Here is a 21,120-nt window from a genome sequence, read left to right on the forward strand (position 1 = left end):
TGCAATATATGGAAGTCTTATCCCTATAAGTGTAACTAGCTCTTTCATTTGAATGTAGCTTTGTATATAGAATATGCAGACTTGGCTACAATATTATTCGATAGTGTTGACATATAAGATGAATCCATGATATATTTAGTTCGAATTAGAGATAAATCAATTAGAGATATATTGCAGGCGGTGCGAACAAAACGTGCCCGAAAATGAAGAATGCCGATTGTGCAATTCTTCCTCGCCTCCAGTTAAGATAGTATTATTTTTTTTGAACAAAAATATCTCGAATTCGTATTATATTAATTTGAAATAAAGATAGGAGGAACTATATTGAATCATTTAAAAGGAATTCACCACGTAACAGCTATAACAAGCAGTGCAGAAAAGAATTACAAATTTTTCACATATGTATTAGGAATGCGTCTCGTAAAGAAAACAGTTAATCAGGATGACATTCAAACGTATCACTTATTCTTCGCAGACGATAAAGGATCTGCCGGCACAGATATGACATTCTTCGACTTCCCGGGTATTCCGAAAGGTACCCATGGAACGAATGAGATTTATAAAACTTCTTTCCGTGTGCCTACAGATGCTGCGCTTGAATACTGGGTGAAACGATTTGATAAGTATAAAGTGAAAAATAATGGCATTGAAGAAGTTTTCGGTAAGAAAACTATTTCGTTTGTTGACTTTGACGACCAACAATATATGTTAGTTTCTGATGAAGGTAACAAAGGTGTTGAGTCAGGAACACCTTGGCAGAATGGTCCAGTACCTTTGGAATTTGCAATTACAGGTTTAGGGCCGGTTCATATTCGCATTGCGCAATTTGACAATTTTAAAGAGGTTTTGGAAAAAGCTATGTTCATGCGTGAAATTGCAAGAGAAGGTTCGTTCTATTTATTTGAAGTCGGTGAAGGCGGAAATGGAGCACAAGTAATTGTGGAACATAATGAGAGCCTGCCGGCTGGCCGACAAGGATATGGTACTGTGCATCACACGGCTTTCCGCGTGGAAGATACAAAAGTATTATTTGAATGGATTGAACATATGCAAGGAGCTGGTTTTGGTACATCAGGATATGTGGATCGCTTCTTCTTTGAATCTTTATATGCACGGGTAGCACCGGGTATCCTTTTTGAATGGGCAACAGATGGACCTGGCTTTATGGGGGACGAACCTTATGAAACCGTAGGGGAAATTTTGTCGTTACCACCATTCCTGGAGGGAAAAAGAGAAGAAATTGAGGCAGCTGTCAGACCAATCGACACGGTACGCAGCACGATTAAAATAGAAAAAGAATATTTGTAAAAGGAGAGTTTTAAAATGACAAAATGGAATGTAGATGCAGCTCATACAAACGTAGGTTTTTCAGTTAGACATATGATGGTTTCAAATGTGAGAGGTAATTTCACCGGGATTGAAGGTTCTGTTGAAGGGGATCTAGAAAATTTAACGGAAGCAAAAATTAATTTTAATATTGATGTGAACACGCTGAATACAAATAATGAAGATCGAGATAACCATCTTCGTTCGGATGATTTTTTCGCTGTTGAATCGTATCCGAATATTACATTTGTTTCTACTAAAATTGTTAAAACAGGTGAGGACGATTATGATGTATTAGGAGATCTTACTGTCAAAAACGTGACGAAGAAGATTACATTTAAAGTAACCCGTACTGGAGCTGGAAAAAATCCATGGGGCGTAGAGGTAGTGGGTTTTGAAGCAGAAACGAAAATTTCTAGAAAAGAATTTGGTTTAACTTGGAACCAGGTGTTAGAAACAGGTGGCGTATTAGTAGGAGACGATATTAAAATCACGGTAGAACTTCAGGTTAATCCAGCACAATAAGTAAAAAATTGGCGACATCTCTGTAACGCAGAAGATGATCGCCCTTTTTAAAGATCTATAGTACTTACGTAAACCATTAACGGAGATTAAGAATCCCAAAAAAGAGGTATGATAAACATGGAAAATAAAAGACAAGAGGAAGCGACATTGTCTCTGAAATTATTTGTTGTTCTTACTCGTGCTTTAGAGTCAATAAAAAGACGTGCTGAGGAAGATATAAAAAAGACGGGATTAAATCCAACTGAATTTGCTGTTCTCGAACTAATTTACAACAAAGGGGACCAACCGATACAAAAAATCGGCGTAAAGGTTTTGATAGCAAGTAGCAGCATCACTTATGTGGTGGATAAGTTAGAGAAGAAAAACTTGTTAAAGAGAAAACCTTGTCCGGATGATCGGCGTGTTACCTATGTGTCAATCACGGAAGCCGGAACTGATTTAATGAATGAAGTGTTTCCGAAACATAAACAAGCCATTAATGAAATATGTGCAGGATTGGATAGTAATGAGAAAACAGTAATGATTGAACAGCTGAAAAAGTTAGGGTATTATGCCCAAGAGTTATAACTTTCAGCAGTCAAATGGGTGTTAGAACCGTTCATCATATTGCGTGGAGAGCGAGTACAGCTACATAAGGAGGATATATGATGAAGCATATATTTCAACAAGGAAAAGATAGCAGCAAACCAACTTTACTAATTCTTCATGGAACTGGAGGGAATGAATTAGACCTTCTGCCTCTGGCTGGAAGAATTGACGAAGCGGCTTCAGTGTTAAGTGTTCGCGGGAATGTTTTGGAATCAGGCATGCCTCGTTTCTTTAAAAGGTTGGCAGAAGATGTTTTTGATGAAGAAGATCTTATTTTTCGGACGAAGGAATTAAATGAGTTCCTTGATGAAGCGGCCGAACAATATGGATTTGACCGAAATAATGTGATTGCTATTGGTTATTCAAATGGTGCCAATATAGCTGCCAGTTTATTATTCCACTATCAAAACGCGCTAAAAGGTGCGATTCTGCATCATCCGATGGTTCCGAGAAGAGGAATTGAGCTACCCGACTTGTCCGGAAAGTCTGTGTTTATTGCTGCCGGTACAAATGATCCAATCTGTGCCCCGGAAGAAACTGAAGAATTACAAAGGCTATTGGAAAATGCGAATGCAAAAGTTGAAGTTCATTGGGAAAACAGAGGTCATCAACTAACAGCGGAAGAAGTTGAAGCCGCTGGTGAATGGTATTCCTTAGATATCAATTAATGACGTAGTAAGTTATTTACTCTAAGACAAGTGATTTTAGTGGTTGCGATGTATCATGATCAGGGACATGGCCCTATTAAAGTATTAGGATTAGAATCTGGTGTCAATATAACAGTCGGCTTACCGATTATCCGTACTAGCGTAGATCACGGTACAGCATTTGATATAGCGGGTAAAGGAATCGTAGATGAAAGAAGTATGCTGGAAGCTCTTCGGCAGGCAATCGAACTGGCGCCGAAAAAGTAATGAGAAAATATAAATAGGCCTCATATTGAGACCTGTTTGTATTACCGACAGAGGATTTTATTACACAAAAAAGAAAACAAGAAGACTCGTAATGCACTCATGTAAAGATTAGTGAGTACACTAGGAGTCTTTTTGTGATTCAAGCTTTACTAGCACTGGTACTATGTTGATAATTTTAAAGTGCCTTTGCGAGAAGTACGAAAATCATGTTTGCTTTAACTGTCACGAGTGTGTAAACCAATGCAAGTGTTCCTTACAAAGGCATCTTTATCAGAATCATGGCCTTAAGATTTCTTATTGTTATGAAAAATGATTCTAAAGTTACGATTATCCCTCTATTTATGAGATTTATATTATCAATTACTTACAAACACCAAGCGAATAGAATATGATTTGATAAACCTCTTATGGATAATACTGGTTTTTGACTAAAGGCATAGAGCCGATATACCCAATCATTTATAGATGAAAATTAAGTTCTTTTGACAATGAATTCTAAAGATGATTTCATTAAAGTGCCTCATTGGGAAAACTTTCGTTCTATTGGAAGTACCTGTATTGGAATGGTGGATCTAACAGTATCGTTTCAATCAGTTATTTTATAAATACTATAAATGAAATGGAGATGTTTTGGATGTCAGGAATTATTCGCGTAACACCCGCAGAACTTTCAGCGATGGCAAACCGTTATAATCATGAATCAGGCGAAGTGGCGTCACAGATCGGCCGTCTTGACGGTATGATCGGTGAGTTGCAATCAATGTGGGAAGGTGCATCAAGTGCAGCATTTGCTGAACAATATGAACGTCTTAAACCGCATTTCAATGAAATGAGAGAATTGTTAAGCGAAGTAGGTATTCAGTTAAATCGTGCAGGTGAAGCGTTGCAGGATGCGGATCAGCAGGTTGCCAGTCAAATCCGTGGTTAATCCAATCAATACAAATGTATGTAGGGGCGTCTTTTTCACAAGAAGAAGGCGCTTCTTCCCAATGGAGTGAATTTAATGTACATAGAAGTTACAGTTGACCTAAAAAAATACGATGGGAAGGTATTTGAGCTAAGGCTTTCCAATTATCATACATTGAAAAAACTTATTGATATCGCTTGGCAAGCCCAGTCTATTTCGGAAAGACAGCGTGAAGGTCATTGGGTTCGAATAATGAATAAAAATAAATCATTTCCTGGACATCTGACATTAGAAGATTGTGGTATCACAACAGGAGACAGGCTTGAAATCGTCTAAAGGGGAAATCTAAATGTCAAAAAAAGTAAGCGGTTATTTGGGAAAATTACTAGAAACAGAATTAACCAGAGAAGAGAATAAGGCTACATTCGTCTTTCAAAAAGAACGGATTGGTCTGAAAAACATCGCCATTTTAACATTTATAAAAGATATGGAACCAGAGATAAAAAAAGAAATTCTGATGACAGATGATCAATTGGTCGTCAATGCTACAATTCCAGAGTCCTATAAACCGTTTGAATCCATCCAATTAGAAGATGAAAAAACGAAATGGATCTTTTCCCATCAGCTGGTAGAGAAAGTCAAAACACATCCGTATTCCCGTCTGACAGTCGTCGTCAGTCCAGAAAATATTGTATATGACAGCGGAATGAAACCATTTTTCATCCATTACGGTGTATTGGATAGTTTACCGCCTATTGAACAGGATTCGGATAGGGTATGGCTTGAAACGAGAGCAGCTGTTGCGGTGGCGATTGATGGTTCTAAAACGTTTGATGAGTATCTGAAATACTCGGATGCGTTGAATTTGAACGAAACAGAAGCAACCATCATGTCCATGTTAGATGAAGAGATGCTGAAGTTGTATATAAAAGAACAGATTGAGCTGCTTGAGAAAAAAGAGAAGAATTTTATAAAACTACCGAGTAAGAAATGGAAGACTTGGAGATATACCTCATTAGGACTTGGCCTCATGTTGATTCCAGCCATTATATTTACAATTTATTATTTTGTTTATGAGAAACCAAAAAATGAAGTCTATTTGTTAAGTCATCAGCAGTTTTTATCTCAAAAGTACAGCGAGGTCGTTACCGTTCTAGAACCGCAAAGTGTCAAGAGTATGCCGTATGTAATTCTTTTTGAAGCTGCCCACTCCTATATCGTAAATGAAAAATTGGATGAAGAGCAGAAAAAGAATGTCTTGGCAAATATTACACTTCAAACGGATGAGGATTATTTGAAGTATTGGATCTACATTGGACGGGGAGAGGCTGAAGAGGCAATTGATATAGCCCGGTCTATGGAAGATGGTGAACTCATCACTTATGGTTTATTAAAAAGACGGGAAGAAATACAAGCTGAAGAAGATTTGACAGGCGAAGAAAAACAACAACTCCTAAGAGAAATCGATGATGAAGTAGAGGAATATGAAAAGCTGATGGAACAAGAAGAGAAATTAGAAAATGAAACGAAAACTAAGACTGAACGTCAGGCCGATGAAAAGCAATCGTCGACGCCGCAAGAAACTCAGAAAAACGAGGTAACTCAACCAGGGCCCCAGCCGGATCAAACAAAATCAGATCAACGCCAATCCAAACAAAAAAAGGTGGAGCCAGAGGGAGAACAGCCGGAATCTTGAGTGGCAATAAAAAGTGAAGAATTATAAAAAGCAGGTGAACGCTGTGATGGAACTTTGGCTCTATTGTGATCGGCATTATCAACGTGTCGAGATAAATGAATATGAATTTAAAAGTTTAAGTATTAGTAATTCGATTGAGGATAATGTAACGATTCAGACGTTCCCCTTTCCAAATGGTCCCATGGTGCTTGTGGAAGGAAAGGATGGCTTTGCTGTTCTTGAGGATGGGAAGAGACTGGGTTTTTTAACGAAGGATGAAGTCGTATCCATACCAAGAAAAGGGCGGGTTTTAGATCTTTATATTACCTCGGCACTTCGTCGTAAAAAGACCTGCTACATAGGTTACGAAAGGGATATCTCGTTCGGTATTAAAGATGATACCGCAACAATCAATCGTTTTGGAGATGATATTCCTCCTATCAGAAACAGTCATTTTTCATTACTTAAAACGTCTGAGGGATGGAGAATAGAGCAGGGGAAGGAATGCAGCCTGTATGTGAATGGTGAGCTAAAGGAGGGCAATCCAATTGTACACCTTGGCGATGTCATTCAATGGGCACTCATGGAAATGCATTTAGTAGATGAAGATGTTCTTGAGGTTCATTCTGTTACGGAGTTCAGCACAACGTTACCTGAATTCGAAATTCCGAGATCTGAAATGGCAAAAATGTACCCGGCATACAAAAGGACGCCAAGGATGATTTATGACTTGCCCACGGATAAGGTTTCCCTTACTTTCCCGTTACAGGAGAGCGAAGATACGGGGAGAGGGCTATGGCTTATCATTACCCCGCCCCTTGTCATGCTCATTGTGTTAGGGCTCGTGGCAGTATTTATCCCACGGGGTGTTTTTATCATCGTTTCTTTATCGATGTTTATGATGACTTTGGTCACATCAACAGTCCAATATTTCAAGGATAAAAAAAGAAGAAAATTGAATGCAGAAAAAAGAAAACGTGTCTATACAGCGTATCTTAAAAATATGCGTGAAGAATTGTATGGACTTTCCAAAAAACAGAAGGATGTACTTGATTTCCATTATCCTTCCTTTAAACAGATGAAGTATATGACAAGTCAATTATCGGGCAGAATTTGGGAGAAAACATTGGATAGCCATGATTCACTTGAGTTTAGACTGGGTACTGGTGATGTCCCATCCAGTTATACAATCTCGCTGTCTTCGGGTGATTTGGCAAATAGAGAGATTGATGATTTGCTGGAACAGTCACAACGTATCGAATCAGTTTTTAAAGAAATTACCAATACACCGATTGGTGCCGGGTTATCCAAAGGGATCCTGGGGTTGATTGGAAAGGAATCCATAGTTCGTAGAGAACTTAATCAAATTGTTGGTCAACTCGCGTTTTTCCACAGTTATCATGATATTCGTTTCATCTATGTTTTTAAAAATAGTGATTATCCGAAAGTGAGTTGGATGAAGTGGCTGCCGCATTTCACATTGCCGCATATGCATGCGAAAGGGTTCATTCATAACGAACAAACACGTGATCAGCTTCTATCTTCGATTTACGAAATTATCCGCGAGCGGGATGTGGATGAAGACAAAGGGAAAGTAATTTTCTCTCCCCATCTGATATTTATCGTCTCTGATTATCATTTAATAGCTGAACATATTATCTTGGAGTACCTGGAAGGGAAAAACCATGAAGAACTCGGGATATCAGTAATTTTCACTTCGACTGCACAGGAGCGGATGGTCGAGAACGTACATACGCTTGTTCGTTATGTCAATGAACGTGAAGGGGAGATTATCATTGATGCAAAGAAAGCGGTCCATACCCCGTTCATGTTGGATGATAATGACGAAGGAACAAATGAGCGGTTTGCAAGAATGTTAAAGACGTTGAACCATCAAGTCGGGATGACGAATTCCATTCCGAACTCTGTCGGTTTTCTTGAAATGTATGGTGTGAAAGAGGTAGAGGAATTACCTGTTGAGCAGTACTGGTTGACGAACGAATCATCAAAATCATTAGCTGTACCCGTAGGTTTTAAAGGGAAAACGGACTTGGTCCACTTGAACCTGCATGAAAAGGCGCATGGACCACACGGGCTCCTTGCGGGAACAACGGGTTCTGGGAAAAGTGAATTTCTACAGACATTCATTTTGTCACTTGCGGTGAATTTCCATCCTTATGAAGTCGCCTTCCTGCTAATCGATTACAAAGGCGGGGGAATGGCCCAACCGTTTAAAAATATTCCGCACCTTTTAGGAACCATTACGAATATTGAAGGAAGCAAAAACTTCAGTATGCGTGCACTGGCATCGATCAATAGTGAACTGAAGCGTAGACAGCGCCTTTTTGATAAGTACGAGGTGACCCATATTGATCAGTACACGACATTATACAAAGAAGAGATAGCAGCGGAACCTTTACCGCATCTATTCCTAATATCAGATGAGTTTGCCGAGTTGAAAAGTGAAGAGCCTGAATTCATCCGAGAACTTGTCAGTACAGCACGGATTGGACGTAGCCTCGGTGTACACCTCATTTTGGCTACCCAAAAGCCAGGGGGGATCATCGATGAGCAAATCTGGAGTAACGCCAGGTTCCGTGTCGCGTTGAAAGTGCAGGATACATCGGATAGTAAAGAAATATTGAAAAATAATGATGCAGCCTCCATTACCGTGACGGGCAGAGGATATCTACAAGTCGGAAATAATGAAGTTTATGAATTATTCCAATCTGCTTGGAGTGGGGCACCTTATTTGGAAGAAACATTTGAAGGGGAAGAGGAAGTCGCAATCGTGACAGATCTGGGGTTGTATCCACTATCGGGTATTGAAACCAGCCCTAATAAGAAGAAATCCAAAATGACGGAGATAGAGGCGGTTGCAAATCTGATCGTTCAGACACAGCAAAGGCTCGAAGTTGTGAAATTACCCAGCCCTTGGTTGCCGCCGCTACCGATGAGAATTGTGCGCGATGATCATCAGAATGCTTCTCCATTACAAGTTCCGATCGGATTAATTGATGAACCGGAAAAACAGAGCCAGACTCAGATATCCTATCATTTAATGGAAGATGGAAATATCGGCGTGTTCGGTTCTCCAGGGTATGGAAAATCGAATACACTTCTTAATTTGATGTTGCGTATTAGTGACATCAAAAGTCCTGAAGAAACAAATTTTTATATTCTTGATTATGGTAATGGTTCCATGTTGCCGCTGCGTCAGCTTCCACATACTGCCGACTACCTTACGTTAGGCGAAGATTTAAAGCGCCAGAAACTGCTTAAGCTCATAGCCAATGAAATTTCCCGGCGGAAACGTGCGTTTCAACAAGCCGAAGTGAGTAATATCAGAATGTACAATAATGTAGATTCTAACCCGTTTCCACTATGGTATATCGTCATTGATAACTACGATATTGTCAGAGAAGAGATGGAAGAAACTGAAATGTTGATGAATCAATTTGGTCGCGATGGACAGGCGCTTGGCATTTATCTGTTTGTAAGCGCAACACGTGCACAGTCCGTTCGACAATCACTAATGAACAATCTTAAAACAAAGATTGTTCACTATTTAATGGATTCTTCTGAAGCCTTTACTGTCGCAGGTCGTTTCCCGTTTGATTTGGAGCCATTCCCTGGACGGGTGGTCATTAAAAAGGAAGAAGCGTTTTTCGCTCAACTGTTCTTGCCGGCAGAAGGGGAGTCGGATTGGGAGGTTCTTGAATCAGTGAAGGAAAAGGTTCGATCAATCAAAGAGAAGTATAAAGAATATAAATCAGCGACAGCCATCCCGATGCTTCCTCTTGAATTGACAACGGACAATTTTGAAGCGTATATCGATAGCACCCAACAAAATGGACAGATTCCTATTGGGCTGGACGAAGAAATTGTCGAGCCTGTCACGGTCGATTTCATTAAAAATAATCACTGTTTACTGATAGGTCAGCAGCGTGGTAAAACGAATCTATTAAAAGTTATGCTGCACGCATTAGCAGAACAGGAAAAAGGTTTTATTGGCATTTTTGACTCCTTCGATCGTGCCTTGTCAACTTTCAGACAAGATGATGCCGTTGACTATTTGGAAACAAAGGAGCAACTGGCTGAATGGCTGAATGCAGTAGAACTATACTTTGAACAAGCGGAAGTGGCATATGTGGAACATCTCCAACAGGGGACTGGACCTGTCAAAATCATACCTTCTTATTTCATCATTGATGGTTATACAAGATTTTTACAGACGGTGGATAGTAGTATACAAGATCGGTTGTCTAAACTGATGAAAAAATACACTCATTTAGGATTGAACGTGATTGTATCCGTTAGTAACGCAGAAATTACAAAAGGGTATGATTCATTTACCAATGAGCTGAAATTAATTAGACAAGCTTTTCTCTTCATGAAGAAGTCCGAACAAACTCTGTTTACAGTTGCATATGAACGAAAAGAACCGGAATTACCGATGGGCTATGCTCATTACATTTTGAATGGGCATGACAAAAAAATATTAACACCTTTATGTAAGTTGGAGAGGAAGATTGTGCAATGAACAGCAGTAAGAGAAAACAGATTGGACTAATAGCTGGTATCCTATTAATTATTGCCGTGCCAATACTATTTTTTCAATTGTTGGGTGGCAGCCTCTTCCACAAGGATGGAAAGCAGAAGCGGATCATTGCAATTGTCAATGAAGACCTTGGGGATGCAAAAGAGGGAGAATCGATTGAAATGGGGAAGGAAGTTGTTTCCATCCTATCCGAAGATTCGCCGTATGAATGGAAAGTGATGGGGCGGGGGACAGCAACCAATGGATTGAAGTCCAGACAGTATGAGGCGATTGTCTATATTCCATCCGATTTCTCGGAAAATATCTTGTCCTACGATCAACAAAATCCGAAAAAAGCTGAATTCTCCTATCAAGTGCAACGGCAGAAGAATGGAGCCCAAAAAGAGAAAGCCTTACGTGAAATTGATAAGGCGACCAACAGGGTGAACGAAAAAATCTCTACTTTATATTGGAGTTATGTAGCACTTGAAATGGATCATATTAAAAAGGAATTTACGAATATCTTAGATAAAGAAACCGAGTTCCTGGATGTGATGTCCACTTACTATAAACCAGGTTCAGAGACACTTGCCGCTAAGATGAAACAACAGAAAGAGGGGATGGAAGAGCTTCGTTCAAGTATAGGTAATGCAAATGGTGACCATGAATCCAGAATTAGAGATACAGATACATTCGGAAAGCAATTGAATGAATTTGTAAACTACGTTGAGCAATACAAAGGCTTTCAGGGACAACAAAAAGAAATTCTGCTTCAAATGCAAAATAACAGTCTTGAGAAAATACAAAATACTGCGGCTTCGCAAATGCAACGTTTTAATGAATCTGCTCTTGCCCTTAAAGCGAATAATAAAGAGCTGAATACAAAAATCAATGAAGTGAATAACGTCATCGATGAGAATAAAGCAAAATTCGATGCGCTATCGGAATTACGCAAACAACAAGTCGATAGGCAAGTGAACGAACTCCTGGCTGTTCAGGGAGCGGCAATCGACCGTTATAATGAGACCTTATTAAGAAAGTTAGAAAAGGCGATGGCTGACGGGAAAAATGGATCGGACCAAACCGTGCCGGGAGATGTGGATGGACTTCCGCATCAAAAAAAATGGCAAACGATCAGGGATGGTCTGTCCAGTAAGACTCAGGAAAAAAACGCCAGGGCATTGCCGGATCTGATAGGTGAACAACAAAATATCACTAAACTCATAACAGAGCTTGCAGCATTAAAAACAATAGTGGGAGACGATGAAATAGGTACACAAATTTCATCGGAAATCACACAGCTCGAAACCAAGCTACAGGATGTAAAAGATTCTATTGCAAGTAAAGACAAAAGTTGGAGCGGTGTAAGTTCCGGGGATGTCACAGATTATAAAACAGCCACCTCAGAGTTCGGTGATCTCTATGAAAACTATGAAGCATTAAATGGAAAATACCAATCGGTTCAATCTATTTTGAAAAACAATTCGCCGGATCAAGTCAGTTTATTGTATGAAATAAAGATGAAAGAATCTTCCTTGCTAAACCATGCTGCCCTAAGTGCAGACAAGAAAAAGCAATTGGAGAAGCTTTTTAACCAGGGTCCTGCTAACAGTAAAACATCCTCGCTTATGGCTTATTATTCGAAATTGCAACAATTTGCATTCACATTAGATGAACGGCATCAGGGTGCACAAAGAGACGAGCTATTAAAGGATGAGATTTTGACAACACTTTTGGAAAGTATCGTTGACATCAGGGAAGAGGAACTGGAAGGATGGAATTCAGTAGGGAACGGTATTCCTGAAGCTGAGCTAGGAATGAGCAATTTAAGTTCTACTTTCGCTGCCATTATGTCCGGCTATGAAACGACAATGGAAGAACAGCATGTGGAACTGCAAAATGACTTGGATTCTTTGAACAATCAAGCAACTTCATTGCTCGCGCATATTAACTCCACTGAAGGGGAACCTGTTGAAACCGTTGGAGAGGGGCAAGTAATCGCAGGACAGCAAAACGTCGGCACTCAACTTGTTTCATTGAGCAGTGTAATGACTTCCTTATCCGAAAGACAGAATGGACTCGTCAATTACGCTGTGGATTTATATGGAAAAGCGAATGATATAAAAGATACATCCACTGTATTCAGTGATAAATGGGAAACGAATATTAGTGCCATGTCCACTTTCAAAGGGGATATACAGTCATTTCTTGCGAATACGTATGTAGATGGTCAAGAAAATGGATATGCATTCAACCATTTTGTGAACCCATTGGAGTTAAAAGGCGAAGCGACGACGACAGAGGAAGTGAAAAAAGTTCCGCCAGTGATTCTTTTTATCATTTTGCTGATTAGCAGTCTTTTGATAGGATTCTTTAGTCATCGTTATAAAACGGGCACCACCTGGATGAATTTTGGGCTGATCGGTTTCCTGTCTTTACTCGTGGGTCTGATCATCAGCCTATATAGCGTAAATATGTATATTTTAAGAGATGACCGTGCCATTGAATGGACTATTTTTACGATTCTATTATTACTGGCTGGAGCCGCCCTTATAGGTGCAGCACTTGACTTCAGCCAAACCACGGGATGGCTTGCGGGCATTGTCCTAATGTGCATGTATATTAGTCCATTATTAATTCTTGGTGTTCCAGATATAAAAATTCCAGATATTCTATCTGGAGTTTTCAATTCTATTAAATATGAACCCGAAACCCAGTTTATATGGGGAATTGTCATTACGGCAATGGTGGCTGCCGTTATGTTAGTAATCTCCTATTTCCTTAATAGGAATCGGGAAGTTGAAACTTCCATGGTGGAATAAGCGTATGAAAGTGAAAACAATGATTGTGGTAATTGTAATGTCCATGCTTATGTGGCAAGCCGCACCTTTGGTGGGGCTTGTCGATTCCAATGATACAATAAATGATTTGGAGCCAGTCATCTACGAAAAGCTGAAATTTAAAAAGAACACGGATTACTTGCACGATGATGGGAAAATAGAAATGAAGAACACAATAACCAATAGGCAATTTGAAATTCAGTTTGATGGCAGCAGGAAGCTTCCTGAAAAGGGGGATACATCCTATTTATTTCAAGAGGTTGTTCGTGGGGGCAAAAGCACTGTTGCTGCGAAATCTCTTGAAATTGGATTATTTACAAAAGGGAAATCCGGATTGCAAGAGAAACCTATAACTCAAATCCCTGATAGTTCCCCGAATAGAAATAATCTTAGGACACTCATTTTTCTAGGTTTAATTACACTTAGTTTGGTCATAATGTTCATTTTTTTCGTTCCTAAATTAGTTCAAGTATCTTCTAATGATGAAAGGAAATGGGGGAAGCGATAATGCTTTTTTACTACTATGCCTTGAAAGCAAAAAAACAAAGGGATGTAGAACGGTTAAATGCATGTCAGGGCGAGTTGCAAACGATACAAAGCGAGTTTACTGATAATGCGTGGAAATGCTTGGATCCGGAATTGACAACGATGACTTGGCAGGGGAAACATGCTAATGATTTTGAGGATATACGGAATTCGGGTATTCACTCGCCTTATCTGGAGATTACAGGGGAACAATTTGAAAAAGTATTTAATGCAATTATGACGAAGATTACAGAATTAATCGCCGAAATTGCATCTATTCAGCAAACGATTGACAGATTACTTGCCGAAATGGAAGCACGGAAGTAAAATGCAACTCAATAATCTGATGTATGGGAGGAATAGGCGTGTCAACAGAAATGAAAATCGTTTATGCGGATGTAGAAAATCAATTAAGTGAGATGCAGGGGGCTATCGAAGCGCTGGATCCAAAAGCGGCTCCCCCCATTACAGGAAATGCGTTGGATGTTGTTACGAAACTGACAGAGTTGTCCACGCAGTTAGAATCACTTTTGGCAAGTTATCAAAAGCTGCTGATAAATAATATTCAAACAACTGAGAAATCCGTTCAATTCATCCGTGAATCAGACGAGAAAGTAGCTGCCGGTGTTAGCGCTGCAGCATCCGGCAGGGGGAGTGCAATGAAATGAAAATAGTGAAGGTCAGTACATTTACGGAAGGAATTAAAACCAATATAGATTTACTGGACCGTCTTCAAACAGATACTAAAAAGATCGAATCCTCTATAGAAAAACTAGTTGGTATGGAAGAGTCACTGAAAGGAAAGGGAGGCAATGCAATCAGATCATTTTATAATGAATGTCATTTACCATTCCTTCAATTTCTGTCTCTATTTAATAGCAACTTCAATAGTACCCTTACACAAATGAAATCTGCACTTGATGCACTTGAACCCAATTCGGATGGATATATCCAAGTCAGCTTTTTGGAAGGTGAAGTAGAAGCCGGACTTACAGAGATTGCGAAGTTGACGGAAAGCCTGACTGATGAAGCCAATGTCATTATGGGTAAAGTTTCTGATATTATTTCCCTCCCTCTGCTACATGACGGAGATGTACAAAAAGGGGTGAAATCTGCAAAAAAGAATCGAGATGACACTGTTGCAGATGTTAATATGTTTGATTCTTCTCAAACAAATGCTTTAACCAGCGTGGAATCAGATTTGATGACATTGGAGCTTTGGCTAATGGATATCCAGTCCTTAATGCAAGAAAATTTAACAGATATATCTTTCCCGGCAGACATGTGGGCAAAATATGCTCCAACGACTCCCTTACAGATTGTTACAGAGCATCGCTTATCACCCGTAGGCAGTATGTTGACGAGCGGTGAGAAAAAGGAAGTCGGAAATGGCTATTTCAATCTGAATGATCTCAAAGGAATGAAAAAAATGGCGGGTACCACAACTGCTAAAGATAGAATCAGTACCGTCGACAAGCCTTTAGAAGAGCTGGCCAATGGAAATATTTCATGGCAAAGCAATGATGGCAATCATGTTATCAGTACAGGCAGCTCGATTAATTATCAAGATTTGGGTGTGAAGACGGATAAGATTGATTTATACGGGTATGACGTTCATTACACTGTAAGAGACGGTAATTTTATGGTTTTTAAAGATAACCCGAATTTACATTATTATACACAGGGAGCTGAGCAGGGGCAGTTCAACTACTTCGCGGGTAAAGCAGCCCAGACGACAGCCAATCTAATTGGAACGGGTGGGGTTTTTAAGGTACTTGGTAAAATTCCAGGCGCCAATAAAGCTGCGGACATCATAAATAAGAAAGCCCCAAAAGTAGGTTCAGGAGCCAAAACGATTGGTTCATATGAAATTCAGAAAAAGATTCCTGTTTGGGGTGAACTTATTGGCACCTCAGTTCCTGCCGTAGGTTCAAAAACAGTGATTCTATATATAAGTGAAGATGGAGATAAATGGTCAAAAAGGGTCCGTTTCGAAATTAGCCCGAAAGGTGAAGTCACTCCACATAAATGGGAAGTGAACTAATCGGCAAGTAGGGATGCTTTAGTAGAGGAGGTACGGTATGGGACCGATTCAAATCATTATTCTTTTCACAATTTTTATTATCGTGAAGAATCATATTTGGAAAAAAGGGGAAGAGAAATCGACTGCGTTAGGGACGATAATTGAAATTATTGTCATAGTAGTGATTGTCTTGGCGCTGGATTACTTTTTTCCGATATTAAGATAATGACATTTCAATTCATGTGTACGAAATAGAAACTGGATGTATCCATAATAAAATTTGCATCCACCTTGAATTTATTCCATCCACAAAAATGGAATGAAACCTTTAGTTACGATGGTAAATTCAATATTATATTGCATGTTGGGGTGAAATCATTGAAAGTACTGGATGTTGATTTATTTCAAGAAGGGGTAGAACAGAACGTTAACATGTTGAACCGGTTACAGAATGAAATAGATTCCATCTTCCTTTCAGTTGAGGAATTCGTTTCGATGGATGAGTCATTGAAAGGAAAAGGCGGAGATGCAGTCCGTGAATTCTATGCGGAATGCCATTTGCCGTTTCTTCTTTTCTTTAAGACCTTTCAAGAAACATTCATTCAAACCTTGACTTCTATGGAAGCAGCGCTGTATTCCTTTGAGCCGGTCTCTTTCGGATTTATCCGGGAGAGTTTTCTGGAGGGGGAAATAGAATACGGCTTAACGGACATCGCAAGGGTGACCGAAAGTATGACGGATGAGGCAAACAGTATTATGGATCAGGTGGCGGATATCGTTTCCTTGCCCCATCTAAACGATCGCGAAGTGTCAGAAGGGGTACACCAAGCGAAAATAAAGCGGGATGACACAAATACCAGATTATATGAATTCGATGCATCCCAAACGAATGCTCTTTCGACAATTGAGCAGGATCTGGCAACCATGGAGATATGGCTTTCAGATATTCAAGGTCTGTTTACATCGGGACTGACAGATATCAATTTCCCGGCAGATCAATGGGCAGCCTTAACGACTGGAAATACATTATGGAAAGACCTCATCGCAAGGACAATGCCGATGGGCAGCCTTCCAACCATGATGAATGGAAATGCTTCTATTCCAATTCCATACGGACCGGAACAATTTGACGGAAATCTGATCTGCATCGCACCGTCCGGTGACATGTCCGATGAAAAAGTCAGCGGATCAGTAAACACAGGTGTTGAAATCGCACAGGGCGTAGGAACAGGACTATACGATGTAGGAAAAGATCTTGTGACAGGTATCTGGGATCTTTTCACGAAACCTAAAGAAACAATCGGAGGGATGGTCCATGCCGTTTCACATCCAGTGGAGACGTTCGATTATCTAAAGACGGCCATTGTGGAATCTTATGAACGGGATGTCACAAACGGCGATGCCTATTCCCGTTCCCATTGGTTCTCCTACGCTATCGGTACAACCGTTACTTCAGTTGTCGGAACAAAAGGGGCAGGTGCTGTTGCGAAAACAGGCCTCACTTCAACGAAAGCCGCAGTACAAAAAGGGACAATAGCTACACAAAATGCTCTCAACTCGCCGAAATTAGCCAACCTGTTTCCATACGGCCCCCAAATGCAAGTCGCCATGCCCGGCGGAGTGCCTTATAATGTGATGAACGGTCCTGTCGTGAGAGATCAACTCATCTCCCAAGTGAAAATGGAGTTGGGTGTTAAGGGTGGGGGTAAAGAAACTTATCAACACCTAAAAGACTATAAGAACAATAAATATTTTACTCGAAGTGTAGAATATAATGCAGGTAAAGATGGTACAGGATTTACTTATAAAGTATACCAAAGAGGAGATGTTAATTGGGATATGGTCCGAACAAAAGGGGCGAAAAAAGGTCGTGGGTTTACAAATGCTGAAGCATCGGCGAAGTACGGTCTTGCTCCTATTCTTGATGATGCAGGTAGTGTTGCAACATTGCATCATTCACAACAAAAAGGTGTTGGACCATTATATGAAGCTTCAACTAGGTATCATAATATCAGTAATGCTAAAAGAGCTCCACTACATCCTTATAAAGGAAAGTTAAACCCGTCTTATCCAATGGATGAAACAACTAGAGGAGCGTTTCAAAAAGTAGATTCTATTAATTATTGGAAGATACGAGGAAAAGAAGCTTTAGGAGGAAAATAAAATGAGTATTTTGCCTGATAAACTAGATGAAGTTCTTGGAGAAGAAATATATATACGGGAAGATAGAAATTTAGTGAAGGATGCATTAATAAGGCTAGATGTAGATGCATCAGATACTTTCCAAGAATTTTATAACCAGTATGAAGGACCCTTTTGGGAAGAATTTGTACCATTTGAATTACTGGATATGGTAGATGAAGTAAATAATATTGAATCATACACACTTATTTCTAGAAAAGAACACGGTTTTCCGAAGCAGTATCTGGTTTTAAGTGAAATGTCAGCAAATGCTATATTAGTGCTTGATACTGTAACAGATAACGTTTATATAGTTAATTTTGAGGGTGGAGATGAACTGCTTTTAAAAGGAGAGTTAAAGGCAAGTTGGTCTTCGTTTAGTGAGTTTTTGAAGGCGTATTTTAATTGTTAATTAACGTTTACTAATAGAAAATTTACAGATATTCAAAAGAGTAAAGGGAAGCAAACAGGTACTGGTCAAGCATGGTTTCCTGAAAATTGGTATAAGGAAGATATAGGGAAAGCCGGAGAATATGTAACGAATATGCCTGGACACAAGAATATTGCTGATGGTGTAACAGTATTCGGTGAATACAATGGTGTTAGGGTAGGCGTAATCAAAACAAATGGAGAGATAAGAACGATTTTTCCAGATAGTATGTACAAATAATGATATTTTGTATCAAGAGAGATTCATCCTGGTTTCCAAGCAAACACCTTGATTGGCTAAATGCCTTTCAAGGTATTTTTTATTGTTGGTGGGAGATACCCAGTGACGAATAGTTCAATTTTTATGCAGAGAAAATGAGTAACTCCTGTAATTAAAACAAGCGGGTGTTACACCACAACTTAGTCAAGTGCAGTAATAGAATTAATACCAACTGATTTGCATGGAAATATTCCGCATATTGGTTCAGCATCAGATTTACGGGGAGGGTACTAAAAAGTGGAACAATTTAAAAAAAAGCTAGAAACAATAATTGATTTCGATGTAAAAGAAATTGAAATTAGTAGGAATGAAGACCATATAAATAATCTAGAAGGAAAATATAATATGAAGTTACCTCAAGATTATTCATTTTATCTGCAACATTATGGTAATGATTATATCAAGGAAGATTATCACTTTATTCCTCCAGAAGGTTTGTCAAATAAAATTAAGCTAACGCAATTTGAAGTAGACTCATTTTATGGATTATATAATGATGAAAATAATATTGAGGACAAGATAAACTTTTATAAAGATTTATTACCAGCTGATTTAATTCCTATTGCAGATTTACCAGGAGGAGATTTAGTTTGTATTGGAATAAAAGATGACACACAAAATAAAATCTATATTTGGTTTCACGAAATGGATGGAGAAAATATATATTTAGTATCTGACTCTTTCAAAAGTTTTATAATGAACTTTAAAAGGATAAATGTCGAAGGAAATAATTTGGGAAATGTTAATTTAAATATGAGTAATAAGTTAAATGCATTTCTAACTAATGCATCTAAAAAAATGAAATGATGATAAGTTGCTTAAGTATTATATCCAGAAACCTTGTTTGGCTAATGTCTCTCAAGGATTCTTTTTTAATTAAGGGTACCTGTGCAAGAAACTATTATTTTTGTTTAAACATTCGTGACAATTTAAACAATCATGAATGAGTGAGCTTTTGTGTTTGTTTCTCTCGCAGGTACCTTATTGCAATGCCGATGGGCAGCTTCCCAACTATGATGGATGCAAATGCTTCTATTCCAATTCCATACGGCCTCCAAATGCAAGTCGCCATGCCCGGCGGAGTGCCTTATAATGTGATGAACGGTCCTGTCGTGAGAGATCAACTCATCTCCCAAGTGAAAATGAAGTTGGATGCTAAGGGTATAGATAATGCTAATAGGCTTATTCCAGGTACACCTGGTGTTGTTACAGGAGGTGATTCTAATAAGTTAGGAAAAAATATGTTGGAAGATATGGGGCTTAAACGTTCTACAAAATGGAGTGGATATCAAGCACAACATATTATTCCTTCTGAAATGGCAAAAGACTCTGTTATACAAAAAGTTGGAATGAATTTTGATGACTCAACAAACGGAATTTTTCTAAGAGTGCTAGATAATGATATAAGTACCATGTCTAGGCATAGGAGGTATCATTCTGTTTATAATGAAGTAGTTGAAAGAGCATTAAACAGAATGGATATAAATCAAAACGTTGATAATTTACAAAAACAAGTATACGGGTTACAAAGTAATCTAAGAAAATTACAGGAGAAAGGTTTACCTTTGTACCCAAGTCAAGGTGCAACAGTAGAACTTTGGGAAAGAAAGCTTAAACAGTTCGAAAAATAATTGTATGTAAAAATATGGTAAGGGGGTAAGTATTTATGGATGAAAAAGATATTATTTTCCTTGAACAGTTACTTTATAATACAAATAAAGATTATGTAGTAAGCCAGTTAAAGAATATAGACGAACCTTTATTACTCCATTACTTTGCTGCCAATTATAATTGGAATAGTGGGTTTGATGTTCCAACAGTCATCTTTAAAAATGAGGCTTGTGATTTAGGGACAGGTTTACTAATGTTCCATTATGCAGACGGCTATCGTTTGTTAGAGAGTTCAGATGAAATTTCAAGTTCTTCATTAGAGGAATGGAAAGTTTTTTTGAGAAAGATTTATAATAAACTATTAAGCTTTGACTTTAAATCACAAGACATTTCCTTTGACCCTGAATTAACAAAAATTCAAAAATATAAGTTAAAAAAGAATAATCCAGACCTTCCTGATGTTTTAATTAGTAAGTCTCCAGGCAAAGAGATTGATATACCTAAGATATGATGTGATTTATTAGAAACCTTGATAGGCAAAGTGCCTTTCAAGGTTACTTTTTTGTGTGGGGCTACCTAGTGCCGAATAAACCGCTTCTTATTTAGAGAATGGAGATAACCCTCGTAATCCTGTGTTTTACTCTTACTATCAACAAAAGCTAAAAGAAGGGAAATCGAAGTCACAAGCCCTCCTCTGCATTATGAGAAGATTAGTCAGAATTATCTATGGTATGATGAAAAATAAAACGGTGTATT

20 protein-coding genes and 2 pseudogenes are annotated in these 21,120 nt (G+C 38.8%); all 22 read left to right on the forward strand.

Annotated features, from left to right (window positions below; translation table 11 throughout):
* The first annotated feature begins 324 nt into the window (after positions 1-324).
* On the forward strand, positions 325-1,308 hold the full coding sequence (locus Q1J64_RS00465) for a ring-cleaving dioxygenase (protein WP_301107128.1): 984 nt from the start codon (positions 325-327) through the stop codon (positions 1,306-1,308).
* 15 nt (positions 1,309-1,323) lie between these two features.
* Positions 1,324-1,851, forward strand: coding sequence for a YceI family protein (locus Q1J64_RS00470; RefSeq protein WP_301107129.1), 528 nt, complete (start codon positions 1,324-1,326; stop codon positions 1,849-1,851).
* A gap of 117 nt (positions 1,852-1,968) precedes the next feature.
* The gene (locus Q1J64_RS00475; RefSeq protein ID WP_483315980.1) at positions 1,969-2,418 is read left to right on the forward strand and encodes a MarR family winged helix-turn-helix transcriptional regulator; all 450 of its coding nucleotides are present in this window, start codon (positions 1,969-1,971) and stop codon (positions 2,416-2,418) included.
* A 77-nt stretch (positions 2,419-2,495) separates the two neighbouring features.
* Entirely contained in the window at positions 2,496-3,107 is a 612-nt protein-coding gene (locus tag Q1J64_RS00480; RefSeq protein WP_301107131.1) for an alpha/beta hydrolase, read from the forward strand.
* A gap of 36 nt (positions 3,108-3,143) precedes the next feature.
* Positions 3,144-3,353, forward strand: a pseudogene (locus Q1J64_RS00485) (4-hydroxythreonine-4-phosphate dehydrogenase PdxA); the annotation flags it as partial.
* 634 nt (positions 3,354-3,987) lie between these two features.
* Entirely contained in the window at positions 3,988-4,281 is a 294-nt protein-coding gene (locus Q1J64_RS00490; RefSeq protein WP_301107132.1) for a WXG100 family type VII secretion target, read from the forward strand.
* Between the two features lie 75 nt (positions 4,282-4,356).
* On the forward strand, positions 4,357-4,596 hold the full coding sequence (gene yukD / locus Q1J64_RS00495) for an ESX secretion system protein YukD (RefSeq protein ID WP_301107133.1): 240 nt from the start codon (positions 4,357-4,359) through the stop codon (positions 4,594-4,596).
* 13 nt (positions 4,597-4,609) lie between these two features.
* The gene (gene essB / locus Q1J64_RS00500) at positions 4,610-5,956 is read left to right on the forward strand and encodes a type VII secretion protein EssB (RefSeq protein WP_301107134.1); all 1,347 of its coding nucleotides are present in this window, start codon (positions 4,610-4,612) and stop codon (positions 5,954-5,956) included.
* A 43-nt stretch (positions 5,957-5,999) separates the two neighbouring features.
* Positions 6,000-10,478, forward strand: coding sequence for a type VII secretion protein EssC (gene essC / locus Q1J64_RS00505; protein ID WP_301107148.1), 4,479 nt, complete (start codon positions 6,000-6,002; stop codon positions 10,476-10,478).
* The gene (gene esaA / locus Q1J64_RS00510) at positions 10,475-13,297 is read left to right on the forward strand and encodes a type VII secretion protein EsaA (RefSeq protein WP_301107135.1); all 2,823 of its coding nucleotides are present in this window, start codon (positions 10,475-10,477) and stop codon (positions 13,295-13,297) included. Before essC ends, esaA begins: the two co-directional genes overlap by 4 nt.
* A 4-nt stretch (positions 13,298-13,301) precedes the next feature.
* Positions 13,302-13,823 carry a type VII secretion EssA family protein gene (locus Q1J64_RS00515; RefSeq protein ID WP_301107136.1) on the forward strand — a complete coding sequence of 174 codons (522 nt, stop codon included), beginning with the start codon at positions 13,302-13,304 and terminating at the stop codon, positions 13,821-13,823.
* A complete protein-coding gene (locus Q1J64_RS00520; RefSeq protein ID WP_301107137.1) occupies positions 13,823-14,167 on the forward strand; it encodes a YwqH-like family protein in 345 nt (114 codons plus the stop codon). Before Q1J64_RS00515 ends, Q1J64_RS00520 begins: the two co-directional genes overlap by 1 nt.
* A 38-nt stretch (positions 14,168-14,205) precedes the next feature.
* Positions 14,206-14,508: a YwqI/YxiC family protein gene (locus tag Q1J64_RS00525; protein WP_301107138.1), complete on the forward strand. Its 303-nt coding sequence runs from the start codon at positions 14,206-14,208 to the stop codon at positions 14,506-14,508.
* Positions 14,505-15,884 (forward strand): ribonuclease YeeF family protein, encoded by a 1,380-nt coding sequence (locus Q1J64_RS00530; RefSeq protein ID WP_301107139.1) that lies wholly within the window; start codon positions 14,505-14,507, stop codon positions 15,882-15,884. Before Q1J64_RS00525 ends, Q1J64_RS00530 begins: the two co-directional genes overlap by 4 nt.
* A gap of 37 nt (positions 15,885-15,921) precedes the next feature.
* Positions 15,922-16,089 (forward strand): hypothetical protein, encoded by a 168-nt coding sequence (locus Q1J64_RS00535; RefSeq protein WP_301107140.1) that lies wholly within the window; start codon positions 15,922-15,924, stop codon positions 16,087-16,089.
* Between the two features lie 152 nt (positions 16,090-16,241).
* Positions 16,242-18,026, forward strand: coding sequence for a ribonuclease YeeF family protein (locus Q1J64_RS00540; RefSeq protein ID WP_301107141.1), 1,785 nt, complete (start codon positions 16,242-16,244; stop codon positions 18,024-18,026).
* A 1-nt stretch (position 18,027) separates the two neighbouring features.
* A complete protein-coding gene (locus tag Q1J64_RS00545) occupies positions 18,028-18,456 on the forward strand; it encodes an SMI1/KNR4 family protein (protein WP_301107142.1) in 429 nt (142 codons plus the stop codon).
* A gap of 30 nt (positions 18,457-18,486) precedes the next feature.
* Positions 18,487-18,714 carry an EndoU domain-containing protein gene (locus Q1J64_RS00550; RefSeq protein WP_301107149.1) on the forward strand — a complete coding sequence of 76 codons (228 nt, stop codon included), beginning with the start codon at positions 18,487-18,489 and terminating at the stop codon, positions 18,712-18,714.
* Positions 18,715-18,990: 276 nt separating this feature from the next.
* Positions 18,991-19,560 (forward strand): SMI1/KNR4 family protein, encoded by a 570-nt coding sequence (locus Q1J64_RS00555; RefSeq protein ID WP_301107143.1) that lies wholly within the window; start codon positions 18,991-18,993, stop codon positions 19,558-19,560.
* 206 nt (positions 19,561-19,766) lie between these two features.
* Complete coding sequence (locus Q1J64_RS00560) at positions 19,767-20,384, forward strand: AHH domain-containing protein (RefSeq protein ID WP_301107144.1); 618 nt, start codon at positions 19,767-19,769, stop codon at positions 20,382-20,384.
* A 35-nt stretch (positions 20,385-20,419) separates the two neighbouring features.
* A complete protein-coding gene (locus tag Q1J64_RS00565; RefSeq protein ID WP_301107145.1) occupies positions 20,420-20,875 on the forward strand; it encodes a DUF4274 domain-containing protein in 456 nt (151 codons plus the stop codon).
* 109 nt (positions 20,876-20,984) lie between these two features.
* Positions 20,985-21,120: pseudogene (locus Q1J64_RS00570) on the forward strand (IS110 family transposase); the annotation flags it as partial.

This window comes from Sporosarcina sp. (assembly GCF_029257255.1).
In the GTDB taxonomy this organism is placed as follows: domain Bacteria; phylum Bacillota; class Bacilli; order Bacillales_A; family Planococcaceae; genus Sporosarcina.